The organism is Shewanella morhuae, from assembly GCF_003028295.1.
Lineage (GTDB): Bacteria > Pseudomonadota > Gammaproteobacteria > Enterobacterales > Shewanellaceae > Shewanella > Shewanella morhuae.
The window spans coordinates 959,615-985,011 of record NZ_PYSG01000002.1 but is presented as its reverse complement, the minus strand read 5'-3'; the positions used below and the strand labels follow the sequence as shown (position 1 = coordinate 985,011).

General features: G+C 41.7%; 22 protein-coding genes and 1 other RNA gene. 5 read left to right on the top strand and 18 right to left on the bottom strand.

Translation table 11 applies throughout. From position 1 onward, the window contains the following. Nucleotides 1-181: 181 nt before the first annotated feature. The 15 genes from C9I43_RS04815 to C9I43_RS04745 all read right to left on the bottom strand — a co-directional run bounded on the left by C9I43_RS04815 (nt 182) and on the right by C9I43_RS04745 (nt 17,339). A complete protein-coding gene (locus tag C9I43_RS04815) occupies nt 182-577 on the bottom strand; it encodes a ribonuclease E inhibitor RraB (protein WP_107882435.1) in 396 nt (131 codons plus the stop codon). Between the two features lie 22 nt (nt 578-599). Next, on the bottom strand, nt 600-830 hold the full coding sequence (locus C9I43_RS04810; RefSeq protein WP_107882433.1) for an RNA-binding S4 domain-containing protein: 231 nt from the start codon (nt 828-830) through the stop codon (nt 600-602). Nucleotides 831-904: 74 nt separating this feature from the next. Beyond that, on the bottom strand, nt 905-1,441 hold the full coding sequence (locus C9I43_RS04805; RefSeq protein ID WP_076498242.1) for a GNAT family N-acetyltransferase: 537 nt from the start codon (nt 1,439-1,441) through the stop codon (nt 905-907). An 84-nt stretch (nt 1,442-1,525) separates the two neighbouring features. Beyond that, entirely contained in the window at nt 1,526-1,804 is a 279-nt protein-coding gene (locus C9I43_RS04800; protein ID WP_076498240.1) for a peptidylprolyl isomerase, read from the bottom strand. A 167-nt stretch (nt 1,805-1,971) separates the two neighbouring features. Further along, on the bottom strand, nt 1,972-3,804 hold the full coding sequence (locus C9I43_RS04795; RefSeq protein WP_107882431.1) for a DUF885 domain-containing protein: 1,833 nt from the start codon (nt 3,802-3,804) through the stop codon (nt 1,972-1,974). 448 nt (nt 3,805-4,252) lie between these two features. Next, nucleotides 4,253-5,500, bottom strand: coding sequence for a tetratricopeptide repeat protein (locus tag C9I43_RS04790; protein ID WP_107882429.1), 1,248 nt, complete (start codon nt 5,498-5,500; stop codon nt 4,253-4,255). A gap of 2 nt (nt 5,501-5,502) precedes the next feature. Beyond that, nucleotides 5,503-6,123 carry an energy transducer TonB gene (locus C9I43_RS04785; RefSeq protein ID WP_107882427.1) on the bottom strand — a complete coding sequence of 207 codons (621 nt, stop codon included), beginning with the start codon at nt 6,121-6,123 and terminating at the stop codon, nt 5,503-5,505. A gap of 1 nt (nt 6,124) precedes the next feature. Beyond that, entirely contained in the window at nt 6,125-6,529 is a 405-nt protein-coding gene (locus C9I43_RS04780) for an ExbD/TolR family protein (protein WP_012588012.1), read from the bottom strand. A gap of 13 nt (nt 6,530-6,542) precedes the next feature. After that, on the bottom strand, nt 6,543-7,070 hold the full coding sequence (locus C9I43_RS04775) for a MotA/TolQ/ExbB proton channel family protein (RefSeq protein ID WP_076498234.1): 528 nt from the start codon (nt 7,068-7,070) through the stop codon (nt 6,543-6,545). Further along, nucleotides 7,070-8,425, bottom strand: a complete 1,356-nt coding sequence (locus tag C9I43_RS04770) for a MotA/TolQ/ExbB proton channel family protein (RefSeq protein ID WP_076498232.1) — start codon at nt 8,423-8,425, stop codon at nt 7,070-7,072. Before C9I43_RS04770 ends, C9I43_RS04775 begins: the two co-directional genes overlap by 1 nt. Next, entirely contained in the window at nt 8,425-9,207 is a 783-nt protein-coding gene (locus C9I43_RS04765) for a DUF3450 domain-containing protein (RefSeq protein WP_076498230.1), read from the bottom strand. The genes C9I43_RS04770 and C9I43_RS04765 overlap by 1 nt, the downstream gene beginning before the upstream one ends. 316 nt (nt 9,208-9,523) lie before the next feature. Then, nucleotides 9,524-10,477, bottom strand: a complete 954-nt coding sequence (locus C9I43_RS04760; protein WP_107882425.1) for a class I SAM-dependent methyltransferase — start codon at nt 10,475-10,477, stop codon at nt 9,524-9,526. A gap of 102 nt (nt 10,478-10,579) precedes the next feature. Next, nucleotides 10,580-13,186 carry a TonB-dependent receptor gene (locus C9I43_RS04755; RefSeq protein WP_107882423.1) on the bottom strand — a complete coding sequence of 869 codons (2,607 nt, stop codon included), beginning with the start codon at nt 13,184-13,186 and terminating at the stop codon, nt 10,580-10,582. 291 nt (nt 13,187-13,477) lie between these two features. Further along, nucleotides 13,478-14,689, bottom strand: a complete 1,212-nt coding sequence (locus tag C9I43_RS04750) for a porin (RefSeq protein ID WP_107882421.1) — start codon at nt 14,687-14,689, stop codon at nt 13,478-13,480. 220 nt (nt 14,690-14,909) lie between these two features. Beyond that, entirely contained in the window at nt 14,910-17,339 is a 2,430-nt protein-coding gene (locus C9I43_RS04745) for a DNA polymerase II (protein ID WP_107882419.1), read from the bottom strand. 120 nt (nt 17,340-17,459) lie between these two features. On the opposite strand from C9I43_RS04745, the gene dinG reads away from it, so the two are divergent. The 5 genes from dinG to C9I43_RS04720 all read left to right on the top strand — a co-directional run bounded on the left by dinG (nt 17,460) and on the right by C9I43_RS04720 (nt 22,430). Further along, the gene (dinG, locus tag C9I43_RS04740; protein ID WP_076498220.1) at nt 17,460-19,532 is read left to right on the top strand and encodes an ATP-dependent DNA helicase DinG; all 2,073 of its coding nucleotides are present in this window, start codon (nt 17,460-17,462) and stop codon (nt 19,530-19,532) included. Nucleotides 19,533-19,541: 9 nt separating this feature from the next. Beyond that, nucleotides 19,542-20,315, top strand: a complete 774-nt coding sequence (locus C9I43_RS04735; RefSeq protein WP_107882417.1) for a sulfite exporter TauE/SafE family protein — start codon at nt 19,542-19,544, stop codon at nt 20,313-20,315. After that, the gene (locus tag C9I43_RS04730; RefSeq protein ID WP_181317849.1) at nt 20,306-20,974 is read left to right on the top strand and encodes a primosomal replication protein; all 669 of its coding nucleotides are present in this window, start codon (nt 20,306-20,308) and stop codon (nt 20,972-20,974) included. The genes C9I43_RS04735 and C9I43_RS04730 overlap by 10 nt, the downstream gene beginning before the upstream one ends. A 9-nt stretch (nt 20,975-20,983) precedes the next feature. Next, nucleotides 20,984-21,673: a DUF2057 domain-containing protein gene (locus C9I43_RS04725; RefSeq protein ID WP_076498217.1), complete on the top strand. Its 690-nt coding sequence runs from the start codon at nt 20,984-20,986 to the stop codon at nt 21,671-21,673. A gap of 469 nt (nt 21,674-22,142) precedes the next feature. Beyond that, nucleotides 22,143-22,430, top strand: a complete 288-nt coding sequence (locus C9I43_RS04720; RefSeq protein ID WP_076498492.1) for a late competence development ComFB family protein — start codon at nt 22,143-22,145, stop codon at nt 22,428-22,430. Nucleotides 22,431-22,707: 277 nt separating this feature from the next. Here the strand turns inward: C9I43_RS04720 and ffs are convergent. From ffs to megL, 3 genes are all read right to left on the bottom strand, one after another. Then, nucleotides 22,708-22,804, bottom strand: an RNA gene (gene ffs, locus C9I43_RS04715) — signal recognition particle sRNA small type. Nucleotides 22,805-23,062: 258 nt separating this feature from the next. After that, nucleotides 23,063-23,428 carry a ComEA family DNA-binding protein gene (locus C9I43_RS04710; RefSeq protein ID WP_107882415.1) on the bottom strand — a complete coding sequence of 122 codons (366 nt, stop codon included), beginning with the start codon at nt 23,426-23,428 and terminating at the stop codon, nt 23,063-23,065. Between the two features lie 170 nt (nt 23,429-23,598). Continuing rightward, nucleotides 23,599-24,792: a methionine gamma-lyase gene (megL, locus tag C9I43_RS04705; protein WP_076498214.1), complete on the bottom strand. Its 1,194-nt coding sequence runs from the start codon at nt 24,790-24,792 to the stop codon at nt 23,599-23,601. Nucleotides 24,793-25,397: the final 605 nt, after the last annotated feature.

Below are 25,397 nucleotides of genomic sequence, written 5' to 3'. Positions count from 1 at the left end.
GTTACTGGAGATTTATCCTTTGATTGTTAGAGATTGATGTTTCTTAGTGATATTAAGTATTTTGGCAAGGGATTGAGCATAGATAAGACTTTAGCATTAACACATCCAATAGCAGAAAATGAGTAATAAAAAACCACCCTCGGGTGGTTTTCGTTTAAATTTAACAACTAACAGGATAGCATTAATGGCTACAGTTTGGACCATGTACATGCCCATGGTCGTCTTCGTCTATAAACTCATCGTCACCGTCTTGATGTTGCATTACACCCCAACCGTCACTCGTACCACCAAACTCGGCAGCAAAATCATTAAGCATGACCTCTTGCTCAACTAAAGTGTCGTACTCAGGTACCATATTTAGGCAAACAATAATTTCCCACTTGCCAAGCTCATCATTCAGATTGAGCTCAATCTCGCCTTGCAAGTCAGAATTAGTTAACTCTTCTAACGCTGTCTCAGCATCGCGTTGATCATCAAATACTAAAAAGAAATCAACATCTAACGCTTTAGTTAAATCGATTCCCGATTCAGCCATTGCTGCCAGCATTTTACCATTGTCATCATCTGGAAATTGCATATATTGCTCCACTGTTGCAGGCTTATTCTGCCGCAATGATTTGAACTGATTCACCGTTAAAGCTGACGATATCGCCCGCCACGATCTTTTTACGTTTACGAGTTTCAACTTCACCGTTAACAGTGACTTGACCTTCGTCAATAAAATGCTTAGCTTCACCGCCAGCACTGCTCATGCCTTGGACTTTTAATACCTTGTACAATTCAATGAAATCTTCGTCAGAATGCAAAGCTAATTGATTAATTTGCGTCACTTAGTACACGCCTTCTAAAAATAAACCTGTGGCATTATACCAGCACCGCGCCAAATACGCTGAAGATAATTAGGCTAGAGGCGTCTTTCATCAGCGAGTAAACCATAGGCACATTCATCAAGCCAATTTTCCCCGATTTTGAATTGCTGTCTGAGCAAACCCTCAAGCCGAAAACCACATTTCTCAAGGACACGTGCTGATGCATGATTATCTTTGGCACAATGACCAACAAATTTATGAAGATTAAAACTTAAGCAGGCCCAATCAATGACCGCCCTTAAGCTCTCAGTTGCATAACCTTTGCCGTGGCCTTCTGCTGCCAGCAAGTAACCGACTTCAGCCCGCTGCTCATCAAGGCTTTGACAATAGAGGCCTGTTAACCCGATAAATTGCCCTGTATCAACGGTCTCAATCACTAAGGTCAGCCAATCGCCAGAACCATAAAACCAAGTGTCAGAACGCTGATCAAATTTACTGCGAAGAGCTACTTGCGACTCAGGAACTCGCACATAGCGATTAATCTCAGGATCACTGTGCAATGCATAAAAATGTTCCCAGTCGCTATCTTGTAAGCTCCGGAGTTTCAATCTATCGGTATAGAGTTCCAGCATAATAACTCCGTGATGAGTAGATAAAACAAAAACGGCAGCCACCGCTGCCGTTTCAAACACCTTGCATGAAACAAACCGTAAAACTTATGCGCGGCTGGTCACTTCAAGTAAATGAAAACCAAATTGAGTTTTAACAGGGCCTTGCACTTCATTCAATGGTGCACTAAATACCACTTCGTCAAACTCTTTGACCATCATACCTGGGCCAAATGAACCTAATTCGCCACCTTGTGCACCTGATGGACAAGATGAATGCGCACGAGCAATCTCGGCAAAATCTGCTCCGTCTACTATTTGTTGTTTCAGCGTTTGGCATTGATCTTCACTGCTGACTAACAAATGTCTTGCTGTTGCCTGGACCATAATAAAACTCCTATTTGGATCATGAGACATTTGCCTCAAATATCATCAACGTCCCATTATCATTCGATCTAATGGGCTGGGTTCAACAGTATAAAAACTTTCTGTTGAATAAAAAAGTTTTTAAATACCGTTACTCCTATCAATCTCGAGTAACGGCATATTGAGTACTAAACTTGTTTAGCCGCTATCCAACGGTCGATTTTTTGTTCCATCACTGCCATAGGAAGTGAACCTGAAGTGAGGATTTGATCGTGGAATGCTTTTAAATCAAACTTATCACCCAGGGCTTTTTCAGCGCGAGCGCGTAAGGCAATAATTTTTAACTGGCCCACTTTGTAGGACAAAGCTTGGCCTGGGATCGCCATATAACGCTCAACTTCTGCGACAATATCGCTTTCAGCCATTGGCGAGTTATCTTTCATGTACTGAATTGCTTGCTCACGGCTCCAGCCTTTAGCATGAAGGCCAGTGTCAACGACTAAGCGCATTGCGCGCAGCATTTCATCTGAAAGCTTACCAAAATACTGGTAAGGATCGGTAAACAAGCCCATTTCAACGCCTAAATATTCAGCATAAAGTGCCCACCCCTCTTCAAAGGCGGTATAACCACTAAAGCGTTGGAACTCAGGCACGCCCGTTAATTCTTGTTTAATTGCAATTTGGAAGTGATGCCCTGGTGCAGCTTCATGTAAAGACAGCGTCGTCATACCCCACTTTGGCTGTGCTTTAAGATTATAAGTATTAATATAAAATACACCTGGGCGACTACCATCAACGGCTGGCGCTTCATAAGAGGCTCCGGCTGCAGACTGTTCTCTGAAGTTTTCAACCGGTTTCACTACATAATCAGCCTTTGGCATCACATTAAAGTAGTTAGGTAAAACCTTATTGATGTTATCTTTTAGTACCATATAGCCATCAATCAAGCCTTGACGATCATCATAAAAATACTGCGGTTCAGAAGATAATGCCGCAAAAAATGCCTTTAAATCCCCTTTAAAACCCACTTGAGCACGCACCTTATCCATTTCTGATAAAATTCTTGCCACCTCAGTTAGGCCAATTTGATGGATTTCATCGACTGACATAGTGGTGGTCGTGTGAAAGTTGGCCAAATGCTGATACCAAGCTTTACCATTAGGCAAGCCAGACCAGCCATCTGTTGCACGCGACTTAGGCAAATAAGTTTGTTTAAAGTAATCTCGTAAACTCGTTAAAGCGGGTAAAATACGCTCAGTAATCATGGCTTGATAACGCGCAGTTAATTCCGCTTTATCTTGTTCAGAAAAACTTTCAGGAAAATGCAGGATAGGTGAGTAGAAAATACTCTGGGTAACATCCGTGGTTAACATGGCGTCTAACTGTGGAATAATACGCTCTACCAGTACTCTTGGTAGCACGACTTTACTTTCAATACCTTCATCCATCCGATTTTCAGCTAATGATACCCACTTGATAAAACCATCAACTCTTTGCTCCCAATTTCGATAATCTTGCACGCTATTAAAAGGTTGTGCACTTTCACCACTACCTAACTGCACCATAGTGATCACGGTACTATAGAACTGGCTTATCGGCATAAAGCGTGACGGATACGTTTCATCAACTAAAGCCATATCACGGTCGTAGACAAACAAGTCATAACTCAACTGGAGATCTGCAGGTAGCTGCTTAGGATTAATCGCGCGCACCTGTTCTAAATAACGCGTATTAAGATCATGACGAGCTTTAAGATAATCTTCAGTTAAATCACCACCAAAATCAGCGTTATAATCATTAACACCGACAAAAGTGGCGTAAATAGGCTCTAATTTCAAATAATCTTTAAAATAAGCATCAACAAGTGCTAAGTAACGCTGTTCTGCCGTCTGCGTTTCGCCCTGCTCTGCAGCCGCAGTATTAGCTGTGCTATTTTCTTGAACTGCGGTAACTTCAGGCTTAGAACAACCTTGAAGAGTTAAGATTAATGCGATTGAACCCGCTAATAAACCCAATTTCATTTTAATATTTCTCCTATTTAGTTCGTCATTACTGACTTCTTTTAATTCTTTTGTCAAAATCTACTGTCGAATGAATTGATCATATCGATATTACACAGTGAAGATTCGTTGTTAACCCCCAAAACACTAGGGCTGAAATCTTATAGCGGGTAAGAGATGCAGGTTAAACATACTGGCATGATTACACATTTAAACCGCACCTCTTAGTTTGGGGCTGCTGTGAAATAGATAAAATAGTCCCGTGAATGTATTAAAGCGATTAAACCAACAAACGCCTGACTTTAATCAAGAATATGGTAAAAAACACAAGCTGGCAATCTGCGGTAAACTGACTATTACTATTTGCTACACCCACACAAGACCAACAAAAGTAAGCTCAGCCCTCTCTCCCAAAGAAAAAGCCCCTTTCGGGGCTTTCAAACTAAAACATTAACAAACTGCGAAGTGATTACAGTGCGACATCATGCATACGTGCTTTCTCTTTAATATAAGAGATATAGCTTTTTGCACTCTTCTCAGTCTTCTTATCGTTAGCAGCTAATACCGCACGGTTATAAGCAGACTTGTACTGTTTCAAACTTAAATGAGCCAAAGCTAATTCAAAGTTTGCTTCTCCAGGATGATCAACGCCTACTGAGATGGCTTTTTCAAGCACTGGGATCGCAGCAGAATATTGTCCATCTAAGCTTAACAAACGACCTTGCTTGAGATAAGTCTTACCATCATTATTGATAGCAGCAGATTTACCATAATACTCAGCGGCTTGTTTAAACTCTTTCGCATTTTGGAAAAATCCTGCCAAAATATCGAACGACTTAGCATCCTCAGCGATCATGCCTGACTTTATATGCTTCTGGTAGATTTTAGCCGCTTGATATGGAGCACCTTTCTGTGCCATCAATTGTGCTAAACGCGTGATATTACCCGCGCTATCTAAGAAACCATTTCTGTAGGCTAAATCGTAAGTTGCCAGAGATTTGTCGTAGTCTTCAACCATCAAATAAAACTGTGCTAATTGAACCCATAATCTGCCATCAGATGGAAATAAAGGCACCATGACTTCTAACACACCAACCGCTTTCTTATACTTCTTTTGATTGAAGTAAGCAGTCAGTTTCATTTGATACAGACCTTTATCAGGAGCTTCAGCTAATGAAAGACCTTTATCGGCCACTTCAATCACTTTATCCCACTGTTTAAGCTCTGAATGTGCAATACCAATACGGCGATACATTTGAGAATCTGCTTTACAAGTAAAATCCATCCACTTGTAATAATAAGGAATCGCTTCCTTAAACTTTTTCTCTTGTAACAGCAAATCCGCATAAAGACGCATTGTCGCAGCGTGATCCGTTCCACCTAAAATATCAGCTTCTACAGCCTGTTTCAGGTACTTGATCGCAGTATCCATTTTGCCTTTTTCGGCATAAAAGTTACCTAGCATACGTGCAACATAAGCTTTATCGAAATCGTTCTTCGCATTCGCCTCAAGCAAAATAGTAATAGCTTCATCTATTTTGCCATTAGTATAAGCTTCAAATGATTTCTGAACTTTTTTCGCTGCGCCTTCGCCTACCGCTTTAGATTGACGTTTATCGATGGCACACTTCTCTTCAGCCATAGCTGGAGACAATGTTAACGTACCACCACAAACAGAAAGCAATAATAGCACTGCGATTTTATTAACATTACGCATAATTATTTGCCTCCCTTATCTAAGGTAAAGTCTAGTTGGACAGTCATACCCGGCTGTTTCAGTGGTTTGCCATCTACAATCTTTGGCTTGTATTTCCACTTCTTCAATGCACGAATCGCTTCTTTATCAAATAAACGCTTTGGTTCTGCTTGAATAACTTCGACATCGTCAATACCACCGAGTTCGTTAATGGTAAAACGAAGTTGTACCCAACCTTCTTTACCATCGCGAGCCGCAGCAATTGGATACTGAGGTTCGATACGAACGATAGGCGTAGCATCGCCGTCACGAGTCATCATATTACCTAATTTAAAGCCGGTGCTTGGACCGCCAGCTTCTACACCACCCATATTGAACGACATTGATGTGTCAATATTGCTTGAGGAGTCTGGTGGTGTTACATCAGGCTTCTGCGGCTGTTCTGGTGGTGGTGGTGGCTTAGGCACAACCCTTGGCTTATTCTGTGCTTTTGAATCTTGTCTATCCATTGTGATTTCAATTACAGGGGTCTCGGCCGATGTATCACCGCGCTGTGCGCCGCCACCGACCAAGAACGCCATAAAAGCGAACAGACCAAAAGTCACAGCAGCACCAATAATGATCGATACTAGTGCTCTTAGCATATTAATCGTTCCCCGCAGATACCGAAATTTTATCTATACCAGCCGCTTTCACTTGGTCTAGAACTTTAACAACTAAGCCGTGTAATGCATCTTTATCAGCCTGAATTAATACAGCAGCTTCAGGTGCTTCAGCCAGCATACGCTCAACGTTTGCCGTTACACGTTCGATATCAACCTGACGGTTTTCCATCATAATGACACCAGTCTTACTGACGCCAATAAAGATGTTCGCCGAAGGCTTTGAAGTCGCTTGTGAAGCTTTTGGTTTGTTATAGTCCAAACCAGATGGTTTCACGAATGACGTTGTTACAATGAAGAAGATTAGCATAATGAACACGATGTCGAGCATCGGTGTCATATCAATTTGCGCTTCCTCATCTATACTGGAATGCTTTTTACGTGCCATGTTCAATCTCTCTCTAGTGGTGCGGCATGCTGTCTTTTAGCTTTTCTAAACTGATTTTCATTTTTGCATCAAGACGAGTACTAAAAAATACTCCTGATAATGCTGCAACCATACCAGCCATAGTCGGCATGGTCGCCATTGAAATACCAGCCGCCATCAAACGAGCATTACTCGTCCCCTGAACTGCCATCACATCGAACACTGAAATCATACCGGTTACGGTACCTAATAAACCTATCATTGGGCAAATTGCCACTAAGGTTTTAATGATCAGCATACGTGCATTCAAATCTTGCTTCGCTTGGGACATCCAAGCTTCACGGATACGGTGCGCATACCAAGAGGTTGTTTCCTCTCTGGCGTCCCATGCAGTTATGATTGCTTTATGGTGCTTTGGTGATATCCAATTAAGATACCAATAACGCTCCAGCATCAATACCCACATTAAGAACAGTACAGCCGCTACAAGCCAGAGGACGTTGCCCCCGGAGGCCATGAAGCCCCTGACGGAATCCCAAATATCCATCAGGTATATCATCATTAGTCAGCCCTCTTCTCAGCATGTGCTGCGATGATGCCAGCGCTTTGCTCTTCAAGGATCTGTACAATTGACTTACTACGCGCAACAACAATTGCATGCATTAACATTAATGGCAGAGCCGCAACCAGACCTTGTACTGTTGTTACCAACGCCATCGAAATACCGCCAGCCATCAGCTTTGGATCGCCAGTACCGAATAATTGAATACTTTGGAAAGTTGCAATCATACCCGTTACTGTACCTAACAGACCCATCATAGGTGCGATAGCAGCTAGAACTTTAATGATTGAAATACGTGCTTCTAATGCTGGTGTTTCTTTCAAAATAGCTTCGTCAAGTTTCAACTCTAATGTTTCAACATCAACATCTTTGTTCTCTTGGTAAACTTTTAAGATACGACCTAAAGCATTATTACCAGGCTTATCAACGTTTTTACGTTGGCTGTTAACACGAGCACCGATAATAGTCATAGTCACTAAACGCTCGATAGAAATCAGCATACCTAGCGCGAGTAATATCATGATGATATAACCGATTGTGCCGCCAGATTCTATACGATCTTCCATACTCGCTTTGTTAGTAAAGATGTTTAACAGTACACCACGAGCTGGGTCAACGTAGAAAGGTGCAGTACCTGAAGTGGTTTCTTCCCATTTAGCAACAGCGCGGACTTGATAGCCTTCTGGTTGCTGAGACAACTGCTGAATTAACCGTAAGTCTGGGTTATAGACAACATATTTACCATCAGCGGTAAGGTTATATGCTCCAACACGATAGATAGTCGTTGTTTTAACACTACCGTCGATACCTGTAACAGAACCTTCGAACTTAACAACTTTGCCAGATTGCGCCATTTCAAATAGCTGCTCTTGCCAGAATTGCTCTAGTTCTTCGATTTTAGGTAATTGTTTGCGAGAACCTAAATCAGCGATAAACTTGTCACGATTTGGAAATTGGGCACTGGTATTTGAACTTGCTAATTTACCAGCAAAATCACCCGCTTCACCTTTAACCACACCAAACATCTCACCCAAGTCACCTTGAGCAGTTTTCAAGTCTTCTTCTAACTGAGCGATTTTGCGCTCATTATCTAAAAACGCTTGGTTTAAATCTTTACCGCGTTGTTTCTCAGCCGCTAAAGCATCTTTTTCACGCTTTAACAATGCAGCTTTATCACCACGTTCGGCTTGGAACTCTTGTTCGCGTTTGCTGTTGATTTTGCCTTCTGCAGCGCGTTCAGATTTAACTTGTTGCAACAATTGGTCAATAGATTTAGGCGCATCAGCAGCGCTTACCATGCCAACAGTTAAAGAGAGACTTGCAGCCAACACTGCTGTAGTAATTAACTTCTTCATTATTGTGCAGTCTCCGCAGCAGGAATTGGTAATGCGAATAGGTCTAGAGCGCCTTGTTTACGGGCAATGCGGATACCTTTAGTCAGTTCACGCAAATAGCTGTCATCCAACTTATCCCAACCCTTAGATTCGGAGTTATACATCCAGCCAGTCTTTTGATCTAAACTCTGTGCATAAAGAGCCACACGGCCTAGGTTAAAGAAGTCAACTAACACTTCTTTTCCATCTAGGTTTAACTTACCTTGGTTTACTGCAACTGCACTGCCATATTCACGTTCGATACTATAAGCATCAAGGATTAAGCGGTATTTTTCTGCCAGTGTTACTTCAGCAGTGTTCAACAGTGTTTTTAATTCTGCTACGCGATTAGTACGTACTTCAGAGTTAAAAGGTAAATCTAATTGAACAAACTGTTCTAATGAGTCAACCATTTTGAACATTAATGGCACAACGCCCTGGCGAAGTTTATCAACACCATTAATGTCAACTTGCACAGAATCCATCGTCTTTTGCTGGTCAGCGACCAAACTTGCGACATAATCGTTATATGACTTCAGTGATTCGCGCTCATCAGCAACAGAACCATACTCAAAGAGCATGTCTTGTGCTTGATCAAAATACTTATCAACGTTCTTCTGCGACGCAGCAGCATCAGCATGGATTTGACCATCTGCTTTCTGTACGTCGGTAAGAGGATCTGCAACCACGAAGTTACTGCTCGCTAATGCCAGCACGCCAACAAGTGCAGTAGCGATTTTTGTTCTATTGCTTACCTTGGACATAGTTCCCAACCAATTTGAAGTGAATAAAAAAGGTTTAACTTACACTTAACAATGTTTATATTTTTAACAAATTAAGACAAATTAATGTAAGTATCTCTTTATCTTGTGATTGTTTATTTTTTTCTTCCCTTTCCTACACTATTAAAGCGTAGACCCGCTGGCATCATTCCATAAAATGTTGACCGGTGTCAACATTTGAGATTGCTGAAAAGTTGCTAATTAGGGTGCTTTTAAACAGATAACCTACTAATGGCCAATTTGTGTACATATATAGTGCAAAACCCTTTACATTCGTTGCGAGTAAAGAATGCTATATTCACTTTAATGCCTTTTGAAAAATAAAATGCCAAGCAAGTAATTGTGCATCAGTTGATTTTAAGGTTGTAGCGGATACGAACTCAACACGCTCATTCGATAGAATTTTTAGCATTGAAGCTAACTTAGTTTCGTCAATTGCCGCGCATACTAACTCTTCAAGTCTAAGCGCTAAATCACTTAATTGTTTTTGAACAAATTTAAGATAATCATTTTTCTTATCTACAGACCAATAAAGCCCTTGTTTGAAAAAAGTCGTCACATAATTCAATATTTCTGAATCCATTAATGCGGCTTCATTAGATTCATATAATTCACCAATTAATTGATTAATGTCATTACGCAACACTTCACAAACTTGATCGTTTTTTATTCTATTTATATCAACTTTAGTTGTGACTTGCCCCATTGAGTCTGCGAGCGAATATAATTTCTCTATCAGTTTTTTTGTTGTGACGCTTTGTATAAGCAATAAAACTTGTTTATTCCTACTAATAATCATCGAGTTATGATGATGACAGACAAGAGACAATCTCCCTCCTGTTTTTAAAATATTTGCGACGGTTTTTAATGATGCTGATAGATTAGAATACTCAATTCCGAATTGAGAAGTCACTAGATCGACAGGATCACTGAAGGGCAAGGATTCACAGTTAACTTCACCAATCAGTTCTATCTTAATTGAGTTGTCAGCATCAAATTTTATAGGCTGTATCTTCGCAATATCTACACCACGGACACGGCCATTTATATTGGATTCATCAAAATAGTTTTTAAGTAATAAAGGTAAAGCACCATTACCGGTTGCAATATCTAACACTTCAAAATTTGGCCTTAATTCTTTAAATATTGGAAGCCAAATATCTTTTAGTATTCCAGCATAATTACTGCTGAAATCTGTCCCAAACGAAGTTAAATGGCCTTGTTCCCAATACTCACTCCAATGTTGACTCATGCAATCTCCTACGAAATTGAAATATCACCGCTTTTAGATGTTCGAAATATAACAAAAAGGCCAGCAATTTGCTGGCCTTGTCATCAGTATTCTAACGGTTTATTAGAACTTTAGAGTATAGCTTGCACGATATTCACGACCATAGTTGTTATACAACTCTGGGTTGTCGTACGAACCAGAAGAACTCAGTACAGGATCTTCATTAGTCAGGTTATTAACACCTAACAATACTTTGCCATAACTACCGATATCGTAGCTGTAGCTGATATTGTGGATTAACCAAGAATCTAACTTACCTTCTTCTTTATCTTCATTTGTTGAGCTGGTGTAGTTCATGTTCCACGAGAAAGCGTTATCACCAATTTTATATACTGTAGTAAATACAGATCTATAGTCTGGCTGACCATTCCATCCCGCGGTATCAACTGAACCTGCGCCACCTTCAACTTCTTCATCATATTTAAGTATGAAACTGTTAGTCCAGTTTACTGAAAAGTCACCAAACTCTGTTTCAAGGTTGCCATTAAGTGCAACGTCAATGCCTTGAATTTGTAACTTATCGCCGTTGCTATAGCCAGTACCTACTTCATAGGCCTTACCTAAGGCCCCACCAGTACCTGGTGCACGTAGCACATAGAAAGTATCATCAGGTGCCAAAGAACCAGAAGCAATACCTTCCATTACGTTAGTAATACTACGCTGACTGATTACGTTATCAATGTTTAAATCGAAGTAGTCAACCTTAATACCAAAGTTATCAACAACATCCCAAGCAACGCCTAAGTTGATATATTCAGAAGTTTCAGGACCTAACCCGCTGTTTGCAGAGATAAATGTATCGTACTGTGCCTCTAAACACTGAGTATCGCTAATGCCATTAGAACGACAATAAGCATAATCAGTACCTCTTTCTGCACTAAACGTAGTAGCCGCATTTAATTCATCTAGGCCTGGAGCACGGAATGCTTCTGAGTATGATGCACGTACAACAACGTTATCCAGCGCTTGCCAACGAACAGAAGCTTTAGGCGCAACGTTATCACCAAAATCGCTATAATCGTCATAACGAGCAGCAAGGTTTACTTCAATTGTTTCTGTAATAGGCAAGGCTGCTTCATAAAACGCTGCCCATACTTGACGATCGCCGCCAGCAGAGTTACCCGCGCTACCACCAACTAAACCCGCTTCAGATTGTGCATCATAGACTGATGTAAAGTTCTGATCGAAGTATTCCATACCAAAATAATGCGCAATAGCACCAGCTGGTAGGCTGAATGCGTCAAAACCGATACCGGCGTTCCATTGCTTAAACGTTGCACGGTCTTGCGTTAACGTAGTAGCTTTCATGTTATTAACGCCAGCTTCAGAGCCGAGATCAATACCATTAGCTTCGTTGTATGCTAAGCCTGAATAACTAAGATAATACTCACCGATAGATTTGTTATCAGCGATATTGTGGTGATAATAGACTTCCCAAGTGGCATCATTCCACGCACTAATACTACCGCGCAGTCCTGTTAAGTAATCTTGGTTATAATCATTAACGTTACCGTCGCGATTACCAATATCTACCCAACGAAATGATCCTATAGCACCATCGACACCATAAGGATTATGTGGATTATCGGCAGACATGTTATTCCAAGCTGCTGCAGGTGGCGCATAGCGACCAAAAGAACTGTTTTGAGTAAACATGACACGGCCAAACCACTCTACATCTTCAGCAACTTCATAATTAGAATCAACATAGACAGTATTGCGATCTACAGAGGCTTTGTTATAAGAAACGTTAGCCGGAGCAAACGCACAATAAGTATGCCCAGGGCCTGATACGTTGTCAGCTTTAATCGTTCGGAATTTGTCAGAACCATACTTAGCTTCTAAATCATCACAAAGTGGTGAAGCTTGTGTCATCGATCTATCGGGGTTACTAACCGTTGCGCCGTATTGACTCCATCCGATAGCTTCTTCGAACTGAATTTCTCCGTCACCGTTTAAATCGTTCAAGCTAGGAGCAGTGTAAGAGCGATCTGCATCTCTAATACCTTCACGGTCCTGATGATCAAACGCAAAGGTCAGGTTACCTTTATCCATCTGATAACCAGCAACAACAGAAAACTCTTTACTTGTCATGCCTTCATCTTGCTCACGAGCACCCGCGCCAACGTTAAACTCGATACCTTGATAGTTCTTTTTCATGATGATGTTAACAACACCAGCAATGGCATCTGAACCATAAGTAGAAGAAGCACCATCGGTTAGAATTTCAATGCGCTCTACTGCCGCCATAGGAATAGCGTTTAAGTTGGCAGATGAACCGCCTAACGTTGGAGAACCAGGAAAGCGTTTGCCATCGATTAACACAAGCGTACGGTTTGAGCCGGCACCACGTAAATTAATAGTCGCTTGTGACTGAGCTGAACTACCGGAACGTTCAGAAAATGAACCAAATGAGTTTAAGTTACTATTTCGTAAAGCGTCCGCAACGGTAAAGTTACCTTCAACCTTCATGTCTTCAGTCGTAATAGTTGTAACTGGTGAAGCACCTTCTAGGTCAGTACGTTTAATTCGTGAACCTGTAACTTCAATACGCTCGACTTTCGCCCCATCTTCAGCCGCCACAGCAACTGGAGCCGTAAAAGCAGCAACAGCTACGCCGCTAATCAAAGCTAAGCGTACAGAATTAGCAAGTAAATTATGTTTTAGCATTGTCAATCTCCCTGGAAATATTATGTCTTTATTATAATCCGCTTATTTAATAAACGGTTTCAAACAGAGGTGTCTTCGACCCTCGCTTGAAACAATAAAATCACATATAAAACCTTTAAGCAACAATAAATACACAAACACCTCATTTGGGCGACATTTTGCACATTATGTGTACATATTAGCTAAAAGAAAGACTTTGAAACCACAAAAAAAATACCAGTCATTTCTGACTGGTATTTTTACAAAGAGAGTTCGGTATTAACTCAATTTATGTTTTAAAGAATGAAACGACTAGAGTGAGTATCGAATACCAATTGCAACACCGTCATCTTCAGAAAGTGCCATTCTGGCCTCTTGATCTTTATCTGCACTCGTAAAGTCGCTGTAATCTTTACGTGCTTCTACGTAAAGAACGGTGTTCGGGTCCCAAACAAAATGCAACCCCACCACCACAAACTGACGCTTAAACACGTCTTTTGGATCTGCATTAAAGTTAGGCTGGATTACGTAGTCATCACCTGCGTCTAATATGTTGTACGATATAAATGGACGTAGTCCATTATCAAACTTATAAGAGGCTAATGATTCAATACCATAAGCATCTTTAATTAAGCGGCCAATGTTATCTGTATCGTGATTTTCTTGTTTATTGATGTTTGCTGCTGCGTATAAACCATCATTGTCGAAATTGCCCCAAGTAATACCAGCACCATAGATAAGATCAACCGCAGTAGATTGCGTGCCATTGCCAAAACTTACATCAAACTCACCACGGTTAGCACCTGCAGTTAATGTCAGCATGTCAGTCGCTTTATAGGTCAGCGCGCCACCATAGGTGTAGTTATATTCGACTTTCTGCGCCGCTTTATCGCCACTTTCCCAGTTTATTTGGCACTGACTTTGAGAGATCTCAGCGGTTGTGTCACAGGTGTAAAAACTGTCGTTTTTTAACTGAGCTTGAATAGCGAAGCTTAAATCGCCAAAAGCGTTACGATACTGAACCGTTTTATCACCACGACCCACACCGTTTACTGCGCCATCATCTTTGTTAAAAGTATAAACACCGGCAGTATTACCATCCCATACAAAACCGTAGTTTGTGCTGTAAACAACATCGTACCAAGCACCCCACTGCTTGCCGATAGTTAAGGTACCGTATTTATCGTGGGATAAACCTGCATAACCTAAACGATTATAAAAGAATTCTTCTTGTACCGATTCAAAGCGATTATTGTACACAATATCGCTATTACCCACTGGATTGACACCCCATTCTAGTTTTGCAAATGCTTCCCAGCCATCGGTCAACTCACGGTTAAAACCGAAATTAATCCGTGAAGCACCATTAACAACCTCTGTTTCATCTTGAGTGTTGATCACGCGAGCATCGATAAAACCACCGATTTCTACGGCATTTTTATTATCTTTGTAGATCTCGATAGCACTGACAGAGGGGGCTATAAATATTACTGCCAGCGCAGTGGCTACTAACGTCTTGTTCATTTGGGGTTTAACCTTTTTGTTTATGTTTTACCAACGTCATTTCGTTGTTACATTTCCTTACAGTTTCAGCTTAAAGAGTAGCAAACTTTCAATATCTCCTCAAAGCGAAACCTAAAAAATATGCATCGCAGCATCACAAAAACAAAATTATTAACAGTATAAAACCTATATATCCTCTACAGCCATCACGGAATAAAACACAATAAAAACAGCTAACACACTATATTAACAACAGTTGTTTTGATGCAATACTCATGTAGTTTAGTTTCATTATTGAAAACACAGGCTCGGCAATAGGGCCTATTTGCTTGTCTATGTAGTATTGATAGTCAATTTTAGACGTTCTGTACTCAACAGACTCAGGACCGTTTACAGTGATTAGGTAATCTATTTGTGCGCCTCGCTTGCCAAAAGCCGCATTATCTGTCGCATCACATAATTGCTGTGCAACCTTTACATGTGGAGAAGACTTAGCCGTATAATCTTCAATATTGCGCCGCATACGTTTACGAAAGACCAAATCATCATCTAATTGCCCATCGAGCAGTTTTTCAAACACACTGGTTAAATAAATACTGATATCCCTTTGGTTAAACATACGCTCATAGAGTGACGCTTGAACTTTACGTGCTAAAGGACTCCAATCACTACGCACTTGCTCCATGCCTTTAAAAATAAGCTCAAGTTCATCGCTCGCATTACGCCAAGCTCCCACATAACGCTTCTTACTGCCTTCTAATGACCCTCTTAGCGTTGGCATAAAGAACTGCTCGTAATGCCGCTCAAACTGTAACTCGAGAAAACTCTCAACTTGGTGTTCTTCAGTAATCTTAGCGTGCCATTTTGCGTTGATATCGTCGGCAAGTGTCTGACCTAAGGCGCTTATATCGGTGAGATCGGGCTCGCTGCCAAGCCAGACAAAGGTGGAATCCGTATCGCCGTAAATCACTTGATAGCCCATTTCTTCTATCCAGGCGCGGGTTTGCTTCATAATTTGATGACTACGCATGGTGATAGAACTTGCCAACTTAGCATCATGAAAAACACAGCCTTGGGAGCCTAAAACCCCATAAAGGGAGTTCATGATAATTTTTATCGCTTGGGATAACGGCGCATTATGTTCACGTTTAGACTTTTCGCGCTGCTCTGATAAGGTTTGAATAAGCTTAGGTAAAATAGGCTGCTGCCGGCTAAATCGGCCACCTAAAAAACCTGCGACACACTCAGACTCAGGTAACTGTAAACCTTCAATCAAACCTTTAGGATCGATCAAAAAGGTGCGAATAATGGAGGGATACAGACTTTTAAAATCAAACACTAAAATATGTTTATAAAGACCCGGCACAGAATCCATCACGTAGCCGCCAGGACTTTCAATGCCTTGACTCACAGGCTCAGCAGGAGCGACATAACCCGCTCGATGTAAATGTGGTAAATACAAATGATTAAACGCCGCCACCGAAGCCCCTACTCGCCCCAGTTCTAAGCCAGTCAGTTCGGCCCGCGCGAGGGCAAAATCCCACAATTGAGTGTGAGTAAAAATATCCCACACTAAGCGGCTATCGGTAAGATTATAATGCGCTAAGGCTTGTTTATTGGTCTTAAACAGCAGGTCAATTTCTTCAACGCGGTTGTCCACGTTATGAATGGCCTTGCCTTCCCCTAATAGTTGCCGCGACACAAATTCCAACGAGAAACGCTCAAAGTGATAAAAAGCAGCTTTAAGCCAATCGATACCATCGAGTACTACACGGCCCGGTAAAACTAAAGTTTCTGGGCGAAACTTATTTTCAACTTTCCAATCGAGCTTGGCGCCGCCGCGGCCAATCGTTAGCGGAATACGGTGTAATTGCGCGCGACGTGATAGCAATGCAAGATCAAAACTCACCACTGACCAACCGATAATAAAGTCAGGATCAAACTCATGGAACCAAGCGATTAATCGATGAATAAGCGCGGATTCATCGGCCACCCATTCGATATAATCGGGGGAGTTTGATTCAGCTTCACCCACCATAATGACTTTTTCATAAGTCTGCTTGAGGCTAGCTTGACCATTAGATTGGCCACCGTCTTGACCATATAGCGCCACCGAATAGAGCAAACCCTCAAAGCTACATTCAAAATCCAGTGAGATACAACGTAAATGCACAGCCGTTAAAGGAACAATACTCTTAGCTCGCTCGGCGATAAACACGGGGAGCAAATTAGTCTCAGGATTATCAACACCCTGCTCAAGATAAGATCCTAAAAAAGCCACATCAAGTGCCACAAAACGCTCAAATAAATAACGTTGCTCTGGGCGAATATCAGCTTCAAATAAAGGAATATCAGCATCTTTAGCAATACGTTGTAAAGTACGTAAGCTACTGCTGGATTTAGCATAAATACCACTGACTGCGCCGCTTTTAAAGCTCTTAAGCGCTAATGGCACAAAACGCAGTGCTTGACCCGGTGTCTGTAATTGTAACGAGGCGACATCTGTTTGATGACAAAAACAAATATGTTCAGTGTCTTGCACCTCCACCAGTACTGGGCCTTTCTCGGTGGCTAAATAATACTGCAACACTAAACTCCCATGACGATGAATCGCATGGCGTGTTATGACTCGACCTTGTACACTAACGGCCGCGGTTGCCTCAGGCTTCATCGCATTGGTTCCCAAATCGCATCGCTACTCAATTTAAATGCCGCCAAATGGCAGAAAAGTTTCTTAGGCTATGCAATCACTGTTATTATGTACAGCATTAATTCGATAAAGTAGTGACGCATGTTACCTGACAATGTAAAAACCCAGATCCGCGCCATCTATAAAGATATTGCTACCGCCTTGCCTAATTTTAGGCCGCGCCGTGAACAAAATTATATGGTGGCAGAAATATCTAAGACCCTCGCCGGCGACTATGACAAAGATAGACGCATTATTGTGGTCGAAGCGGGGACGGGTATCGGTAAATCATTGTCTTATATTCTTGGTACCATTCCACTGGCATTATCGAGTAAGAAAAAAGTTTGTATTGCCACCGCTACCGTGGCATTACAAGAGCAACTGCTGCATAAAGACTTACCGTTTTTCTTTGAACAATCTGGTTTAAATTTCCGTTTTGGCCTAGTAAAAGGTCGACAACGTTATGTGTGTTTATCAAAACTGGCGATGCTCATCGGTGATGACGACAGTACACAAATGGCCATGTGGCAAACTAAGCCAGACAATAGCCAAGTGGCGATGATGCACGGCCTGTTAAAAGACTATAACGAAGGTCGCTGGAACGGTGAAATTGATACCTTAGACGTGCCATTACCAGATCACTTGTGGCAACAAATCGCCTGTGACAAACACAGCTGCCATCGCCAAGTTGCCAGCCATAGAAATTGTCCGTTCCATAAGGCCCGTGAAGATATCGACACATGGGACGTGCTCATCGTCAACCACAGCTTATTATTTGCCGACTTAGAACTGGGTGGGGGGGTAATTTTACCCGATCCTGAAGATGTGTTTTACGTTATCGATGAGGCGCATCATTTACCGATTGTGGCACGGGACTTTTCCAGTGCACAGGCCACGCTAAGAGGCGCTGGCGACTGGCTCGAAAAAATTGGCAAGACTTGCGCTAAGTTACAAAATCAAATAAAGAGCAACAATATCATTGCACCTGCACAGGCGATGCAAGATCATTTAGGCGATTTGATCACTCAGCTTAATCAAGTTGCTCAATATTGCGACTCCCAGACCAAGCACTTTGCCAACCCGGAAAACCGTTTACGTTTTGAGCACGGAAAACTGCCCGAGTCACTGCTTATTCTTGCCGAAAACCTTGCTGTTACCTCTAATCTCGCTCTGAAGCAATTTAATAAAATGCTGTCACTATTGGCCGAAGCAATAAAAGATGGTGATATTCCTAAACATCAATCCGAAGCGCTACTGGCTGAAACCGGATTTATGTTGCAAAGGCTCGAAAATCTACAGAAATTGTGGAAGATGATGGCTAAGGAAGATAAACACAAAGGTGCCCCTATGGCGCGCTGGGTTGAACTTATCACCGGTAAACAAGCAGATTACCTCTTTAGTGCCTCGCCTATCGAAGTCGGCTTTATGCTGGAATCTATGTTGTGGCAAAAGGCTGCGGGCGTGGTCTTATGTAGTGCCACGCTGCGCGCACTGAATAATTTTGACCATTTCGTGCATCAAGTCGGTTTATCTCTTAATGATGGCAGCCGTTATTTAGCCTTACAATCCCCCTTCGATTACCCGAATAATGCGACACTGTATTTACCCAAAATGCGTACTGAGCCGACTGACGATGCCTATACGGCAGAGCTTGCCGAACAAATCATCACGCTTATTGATGGTGAAATGGCCACCTTAGTGCTATTTGCTTCTTATTGGCAGATGGAAAAAGTGGTTGAATTACTTGAAGGTAAACTCACCACTGAGCTGCTTATTCAAGGCAATGCTCCGCGACAGCAGTTGCTCGAAAATCATAAAGCCAAGTGCGATAAAGGTGAACCGAGCATATTATTCGGCACCGGCAGTTTCTCTGAAGGTCTCGATTTACCCGGCGATTATCTCACTAATTTAATCGTCACTAAACTGCCCTTTGCCGTGCCAACCTCGCCCGTTGAGCAAGCCCATGCAGAATATGTCAAAGTGAAAGGTGGTAACCCCTTCTTACAATTAACCATCCCCGATGCCTCACGTAAGCTAATTCAAAGTTGTGGTAGATTACTGCGTAAAGAGCAAGATTATGGCAGAGTCACCATTCTAGATAGACGATTAGTAACTAAGCGTTATGGCAAATCTTTGTTAGATGCCTTACCGCCCTTTAGACGAGTTATAGAGTAGGATTAAAATTTGGAATTGTTACTCGAGCCTAGTCATTGGGCCCTGTTGGCAGTTATTGGCCTTATCGCTGGATTTATTGATGCCGTTGTGGGTGGTGGTGGCTTATTGTCGATCCCAGCACTATTAGCTTTAGGCATGCCGCCGCATATGGTATTAGGCACCAATAAGTTAGCGGCAAGTTTTGGATCATCTATGGCGGCTTGGACCTATTATCGCCAACATCTTTTTACTCCTTCGTTTTGGTACATGGCTTTTATCGCTACATTTATTGGCGCAATCTTGGGCAGTTTTTTAGTCTATTTAGTCGATACACAGTGGCTTGAAAAAGCCTTACCACTACTCATCATTGGCATTGCTATTTACAGTTTAGTCAGCCCCAATGCGATATCCGATATCAACAGCCAAACCCCAACTGTTAAACCTCCCGCTAAAAAACAGTGGCTTCAGGGATTAGCTTTAGGCACTTACGATGGTTTTGCAGGCCCTGGCATTGGTGCATTTTGGACGGTAACATCAGGCTCTTTGTACAAGCTGCCTTTATTGCACTGCTGTGGCCTAGCCCGAGCAATGACCTTTACCAGCAATTTAACCGCATTAGCTATTTTTGGCTGGCTTGGACAAGTACAGTGGCAAATAGGTTTAGGAATGGGATTGTGCATGATGTTAGGCTCATTTATTGGCGCTCGCTGCGCGATTAAATTTGGCATGCCTTTTATCCGCCCGCTATTTATTTTAATTGTGTTAATGATTGCAGCGAATTTGGCATGGAGTGCATGGTTGTGAACACCCCAAAACTACTGACTATAATGAGAAATCAGTTGCAAACACTAGAACAAGAAGTGTTGCAACACGATAACCGGCTTGCACCACCGCAACGTAAGCTATTACAAGAAACAGAGCGCTTTAACCATTCGTTATTTGTTCAGCACGGCGCTTTACTTAGTCCTTGTATCGAACAAATCCGTAGCAGTATTATTCAGCTCGAAAAACAAATTAAGCTAAAACTTGCCCCACAAACTATCGCACTGAGCTGTGAGCGGATCCAAGACAGATTCACCGCGGTTAAACGTGCCTTGCTAACAACCTCTATTGATATCAAGTCTAAAACTCAGCAACGTGCCAGTAGTCGTGCTCGCTTTACCCAACGCCAGAATCAATCTCATCAAGCCAGTGGTTTTGAATGGATTGCCAATAATGTGATGCAAAATAGTCATGAAATTTACGCAGAATTGAACAAACATTTAAATTGGGCGAAAAAATTTGAACAAAAAATTGAAGAAATGGAATCAAAACTTGAAAACTGTCATAGTGCTGACAAAATACAATTGCAAAATGACATCCTTTTGATGCATCGTCGTTTAGGAAAATGCAGGCAAGCTATTAGTTATATAGAAAATCGCATTCAAATATTCGAACGCCCGTATCAGAGTAATAATCGTTAAGGAATAATAATGAAATCACTTTTGCCAATTAGCAGCCTGCTCGTATTACTTAGTTCTGCCTCAGTGTTCGCAGCAGACCTAACCATTCCTATGTCGTTTGAATATATTGCCCTTGACGGTAAAAAAGTGGAGTCCAGTCTATTCAATCATAAAAGCAGCTTAACCTTGGCACCCGGCACTCACAAAATTGCTCTTCGTTACCATGAAATGGTAGAAGATGATTATAGTGACAGCCAAACCTTCGTTAAATCAGCTCCTTTTATCGTGACGTTAAACGTGGATGGCGACTATCAATACCACCTTGAGGCCGCCGAAGGAGAAGTTGTTAAAAAGCCCAAAATCTATGCTAAAAATCCGCAAGTTAAATTAACCCGTAGTGACAAAGGCGACGTCAATTACCAAGTCACTAATACTGATTTAGAAGAAGAAAGCTTTGTTTCTCGTTTGTTCACGGGTAATCAAACTGATGATGTATCTGGTAGTGCCACTGCAGCTACTGCCGCAGCGGGTGCTGTTGTCGCTGTTACCCCTACGGCAACATCCGCTCAAACGGCGATTAGCGCAACCTCGTTAACTGCTCCTGTTGATACATCTAAAGCCGCTGGTGCTCATCCACAGCAAATGTTGCAATACTGGTGGCTACAAGCAGATGAAAAAACACGCAAAGAGTTTATGAGTTGGGCAATTTCACAGTTATAACTATTGGCTATTAGTCGATATTGACTATCGAGCTAACAGACTATTGCGCCAGCATAACTAAGCTGGCGCTCCCTCTCAAATCAGAGTTTAACGCCAACATAGATGTTCACTTAGCGATAAAATACTGCCTAATAAAAACTCATAAAATGATGATGTTAAAATAGTATCAATAGCCAAATCACTACTAAATTAATGGGTTAAAGCTGACTAACACAAAATCAAGTCATCTTCATGATGCGAAGACAACATGGAGCTATTGTTTTACCGTCAATTAGCGAATAAGGACAAGGAGTCTTTAAAATGGCTATTGGTAGTGATTACAACAACAGCTGAAAACTCATTAATAGACCCAATTAGCGGCAATGTTAAAGCCGTCACACTACAATATAAGCTAAAGATTCGACCAAATTTTGATTGTGATAAACTATTTGTAGTAGCAAACTCAATAAAACAGTCATGGAGTATCAAAATGCAACTTGAAATCCGTAATTACTATGAAGTGCTTTTAATGGAAATATTGTCCGACGAAGGACTGATGGATGAGCTTCCCGAAGATTATCTCGCAGATCTTTGCTGCGTCACCTTAAACCAACTCCCTGTACGTTACGTTCGTCATCTTGTCGATACCTACTTTTTTGAGGATTACAACGAACTACAACAATTAAAACGCGAGATCCAAACAGCACTAGAAAAGTCGCGAGCCTTTCTTAAACAAAATCTGCAAAAAAGATTACAAGAGGTTGAAGCAAGCAATTAATATTGACTAAGTATCGCATTCGGACTGAATTAACAATTGCCGAGGAATAATCAGGTAAAAATCATCAAACACAACTTTCAAACCTCAGATGATACTAATAATACATATAATTAGATGGAAGAGTGCAATAGATAAATTTGACGTTTAATCTAAACGTATTCGAATGCTGATAATCGTTATTAAGCGTATTTTAGATAAAAACCAAACAAAAAATACGATAAAAAAGACATGATGGAGAAAGGGGGATAATAAAATAGCAGATTAAAAATTGGAGGTTCCCCTAGAGCCACACCCCGGCACACGAGTCACTTGCTGCGGTTGCTCCCTTCCAGGCCTGGCCGAGTTCACAAGTTATCATTGCGGGGGGACCCTAGGGTCACCATAACTTCGAGCATTCTCTTGTGATTAGATAAACCAAAGAGCTTGCTAGAACGCGAAGGATTATCCCCTATGGGCACTACGGGATCAAGCGCTAATCAACAAGATCTGCTAATATCCTAGTCAACTGCACAATCTATAAGCAAATTAAGTGATTAAAATAATAAAAGCCTAACTATGTAGGCTTTTATTTAGATGTTACTGAACATTGTTATCCCAAACTTAGCATTGCTAAACACTGAATATCTTAAAGATTATAACTTGATGATATGACGGTTCTGTTCAATCAATTTAGTTCCAACACCCGACACATTGGCTAAATCATCTATTGTACTGAACTTGCCATTTTTAGTGCGGTAATCAACAATTGCTTGAGCTTTAGCAGCGCCAATTCCTTTCAGCGTTTGTAACTGTTCAACCGAAGCCGTGTTTATGTTGACTTGGGCGGCATCTGGCATCGCCTTTTTCGCAGTAGCAGTCATCTCACTGGTCTCAGATTTAACCTGAGTCTGCATTTTTTCGGCGGCTTTTTTTGTTTCTGTGGCACTCACTGGTGTTGTTAATAACAAGGTTAATGCCATGACACTCATAATAACGGGTATACGATTTGTGGTTTTCATAACGATTCCTCTGCTCCATGAAATTCGGCCTCTCGTCCTACTTCCGTGGCCTTCAATCAAAAATAGACTAAGGGATCCTAAAATACCAAATCGATACTGAAAAATATTCTAAATAACTTAACTGCCCCCTAAAATAACCAAGCAGGCCTAATCTTAGTAGGATTAACTTGCTACATGATGCGCATCAAAGCTTGCTTTAAGTCGGCGATAATATCATCACAATCCTCTAAGCCAATTGAAATACGCAGTAAATTATCACTAATTCCCGCCGCGGCTCTGGCTTTTACGGTATAAGGCGAATGTGTCATCGATGCCGGATGTTGAATAAGGGATTCAGCGTCCCCTAAACTTACCGCTATGGAAAACAGCGTTAGATAACCTACAAATGCCATGGTCTCATCTAAATTTGCGGCTAATTCAAAAGCAATTACACCACCAGCACGTTTCATCTGTTTACCGATAAACCTATGGCCCGGGTGGCATTTAAGCCCAGGGTAGTACACTCGAGTGACCGCGGGATGCTCAGATAAAAACTCAGCTACACACTCGGCGCTATCGCAATGACGCTGTAAACGCACATCTAGGGTTTTAAGCCCACGTAAAATCAACCATGCATCGTGCGGCGATATGACCGCGCCGATATCTTTTAAGATTTCATACTTCACTTTATGGATCTGTTCTTCGCTACCGCACACAATGCCTGCAATCACATCACCGTGACCATTTAAATATTTAGTGGCACTATGAACTACTATATCAATCCCCAAATCCAGTGGTCGCTGCAGCAAGGGCGTCATAAAGGTATTGTCGACAATACTAACCAGTTGATGCCGTTTAGCGATATTGGCAATAGCCGTTAAATCAAATACCTGTAAATGAGGATTCACCGGCGTTTCACAGAAAATCACTTTGGTATTAGGTTTTATCGCCGCTTCAACTTCCGCTACAACTGAAAAGTCGACTAACGACACTTCAATACCAAAACGAGCCAATTGAGTGGTCATTAAGGCAAATGTGCAACCATAAACCGCATTAGATGCGACCAAGTGATCGCCCATTTCTAAATTAGCCAGTAGTGCGCCAGAAACGGCGCCCATACCAGATGCTGTCGCAGCAGCGGCCTCAGCCCCCTCTAAAATCGCCATTTTACGCTCAAGTTCAGCAGTGGTGGGATTACCTAAACGAGTGTAAATATAACCCGGTTCATTACCCGCAAATCGCTCACCACCTTGTTTTGCCGACTCAAATACAAATGTTGCACTTTGATAAAGCGGCGTCACTAAAGCGCCAAAAGCCTCTCGCGTATGTCCTGCATGAATAACCTGTGTTGCCGCTTGCCACGCTTTAGCTGACTTATCTTGCATACCTAGCTCCTTGTCATTAGCTTTGAGCTCTTCCTGCTCTTTATGGTTGTTAGTTGTTGGGTTAGAAAGCTTAATATCTGCATTATGTGGCGATGCTATAGAAAGGATTCGTCCCATCGAATAAGTTCTACCATACCTTGACTAAACACTTAAGCTAGTAACATGGCGAAAAAACCCACGGTCAAACTGTAACTAACTTGTTACGTAGAGATTGTTGCAAAGTACTTGCTATACCAATCGTATTAACTATCTGTTCATTCAGCGGGAATTCAACGCGCTTTAGACAAGGCGAAGGATTGAAGACATAGTGGTGCTCTGTCGAAAGCCTTAAACGCAGTATAAAGCGCGTTGCCATGCAGTTAAATCAGCCGCCCTTTGGGAGCCTCACAGGCATCCCACTCCCGTGTTGCATTGACTTAAAAGGGAATAACCATTTCTGCGTCAATGCGCCTCGGATTGAAATACCCGTGAGGCTCTGAACTGATTAGATAGTTAATGTGATTGGTGTTAATAGCTATTTACGGGCAAAAATCTCCACCATAAGCGATAAAAAATGCGCTAAGGAGCAAGTCCATTAGCGCATTTCCGGCAGTTTAACGCTCTAT

Coding starts and splice junctions, on each gene's coding strand:
- C9I43_RS04815 (WP_107882435.1), bottom strand. CDS start 577: ATGCAATTTCCAGATGATGACAATGGTAAAATGCTGGCAGCAATGGCT.
- C9I43_RS04805 (WP_076498242.1), bottom strand. CDS start 1,441: ATGCTGGAACTCTATACCGATAGATTGAAACTCCGGAGCTTACAAGAT.
- C9I43_RS04800 (WP_076498240.1), bottom strand. CDS start 1,804: ATGGTCCAGGCAACAGCAAGACATTTGTTAGTCAGCAGTGAAGATCAA.
- C9I43_RS04795 (WP_107882431.1), bottom strand. CDS start 3,804: ATGAAATTGGGTTTATTAGCGGGTTCAATCGCATTAATCTTAACTCTT.
- C9I43_RS04790 (WP_107882429.1), bottom strand. CDS start 5,500: ATGCGTAATGTTAATAAAATCGCAGTGCTATTATTGCTTTCTGTTTGT.
- C9I43_RS04785 (WP_107882427.1), bottom strand. CDS start 6,123: ATGCTAAGAGCACTAGTATCGATCATTATTGGTGCTGCTGTGACTTTT.
- C9I43_RS04780 (WP_012588012.1), bottom strand. CDS start 6,529: ATGGCACGTAAAAAGCATTCCAGTATAGATGAGGAAGCGCAAATTGAT.
- C9I43_RS04775 (WP_076498234.1), bottom strand. CDS start 7,070: ATGATGATATACCTGATGGATATTTGGGATTCCGTCAGGGGCTTCATG.
- C9I43_RS04770 (WP_076498232.1), bottom strand. CDS start 8,425: ATGAAGAAGTTAATTACTACAGCAGTGTTGGCTGCAAGTCTCTCTTTA.
- C9I43_RS04765 (WP_076498230.1), bottom strand. CDS start 9,207: ATGTCCAAGGTAAGCAATAGAACAAAAATCGCTACTGCACTTGTTGGC.
- C9I43_RS04760 (WP_107882425.1), bottom strand. CDS start 10,477: ATGAGTCAACATTGGAGTGAGTATTGGGAACAAGGCCATTTAACTTCG.
- C9I43_RS04755 (WP_107882423.1), bottom strand. CDS start 13,186: ATGCTAAAACATAATTTACTTGCTAATTCTGTACGCTTAGCTTTGATT.
- C9I43_RS04750 (WP_107882421.1), bottom strand. CDS start 14,689: ATGAACAAGACGTTAGTAGCCACTGCGCTGGCAGTAATATTTATAGCC.
- C9I43_RS04745 (WP_107882419.1), bottom strand. CDS start 17,339: ATGAAGCCTGAGGCAACCGCGGCCGTTAGTGTACAAGGTCGAGTCATA.
- dinG (WP_076498220.1), top strand. CDS start 17,460: ATGTTACCTGACAATGTAAAAACCCAGATCCGCGCCATCTATAAAGAT.
- C9I43_RS04730 (WP_181317849.1), top strand. CDS start 20,306: ATGGTTGTGAACACCCCAAAACTACTGACTATAATGAGAAATCAGTTG.
- C9I43_RS04725 (WP_076498217.1), top strand. CDS start 20,984: ATGAAATCACTTTTGCCAATTAGCAGCCTGCTCGTATTACTTAGTTCT.
- C9I43_RS04720 (WP_076498492.1), top strand. CDS start 22,143: ATGCAACTTGAAATCCGTAATTACTATGAAGTGCTTTTAATGGAAATA.
- C9I43_RS04710 (WP_107882415.1), bottom strand. CDS start 23,428: ATGAAAACCACAAATCGTATACCCGTTATTATGAGTGTCATGGCATTA.
- megL (WP_076498214.1), bottom strand. CDS start 24,792: ATGCAAGATAAGTCAGCTAAAGCGTGGCAAGCGGCAACACAGGTTATT.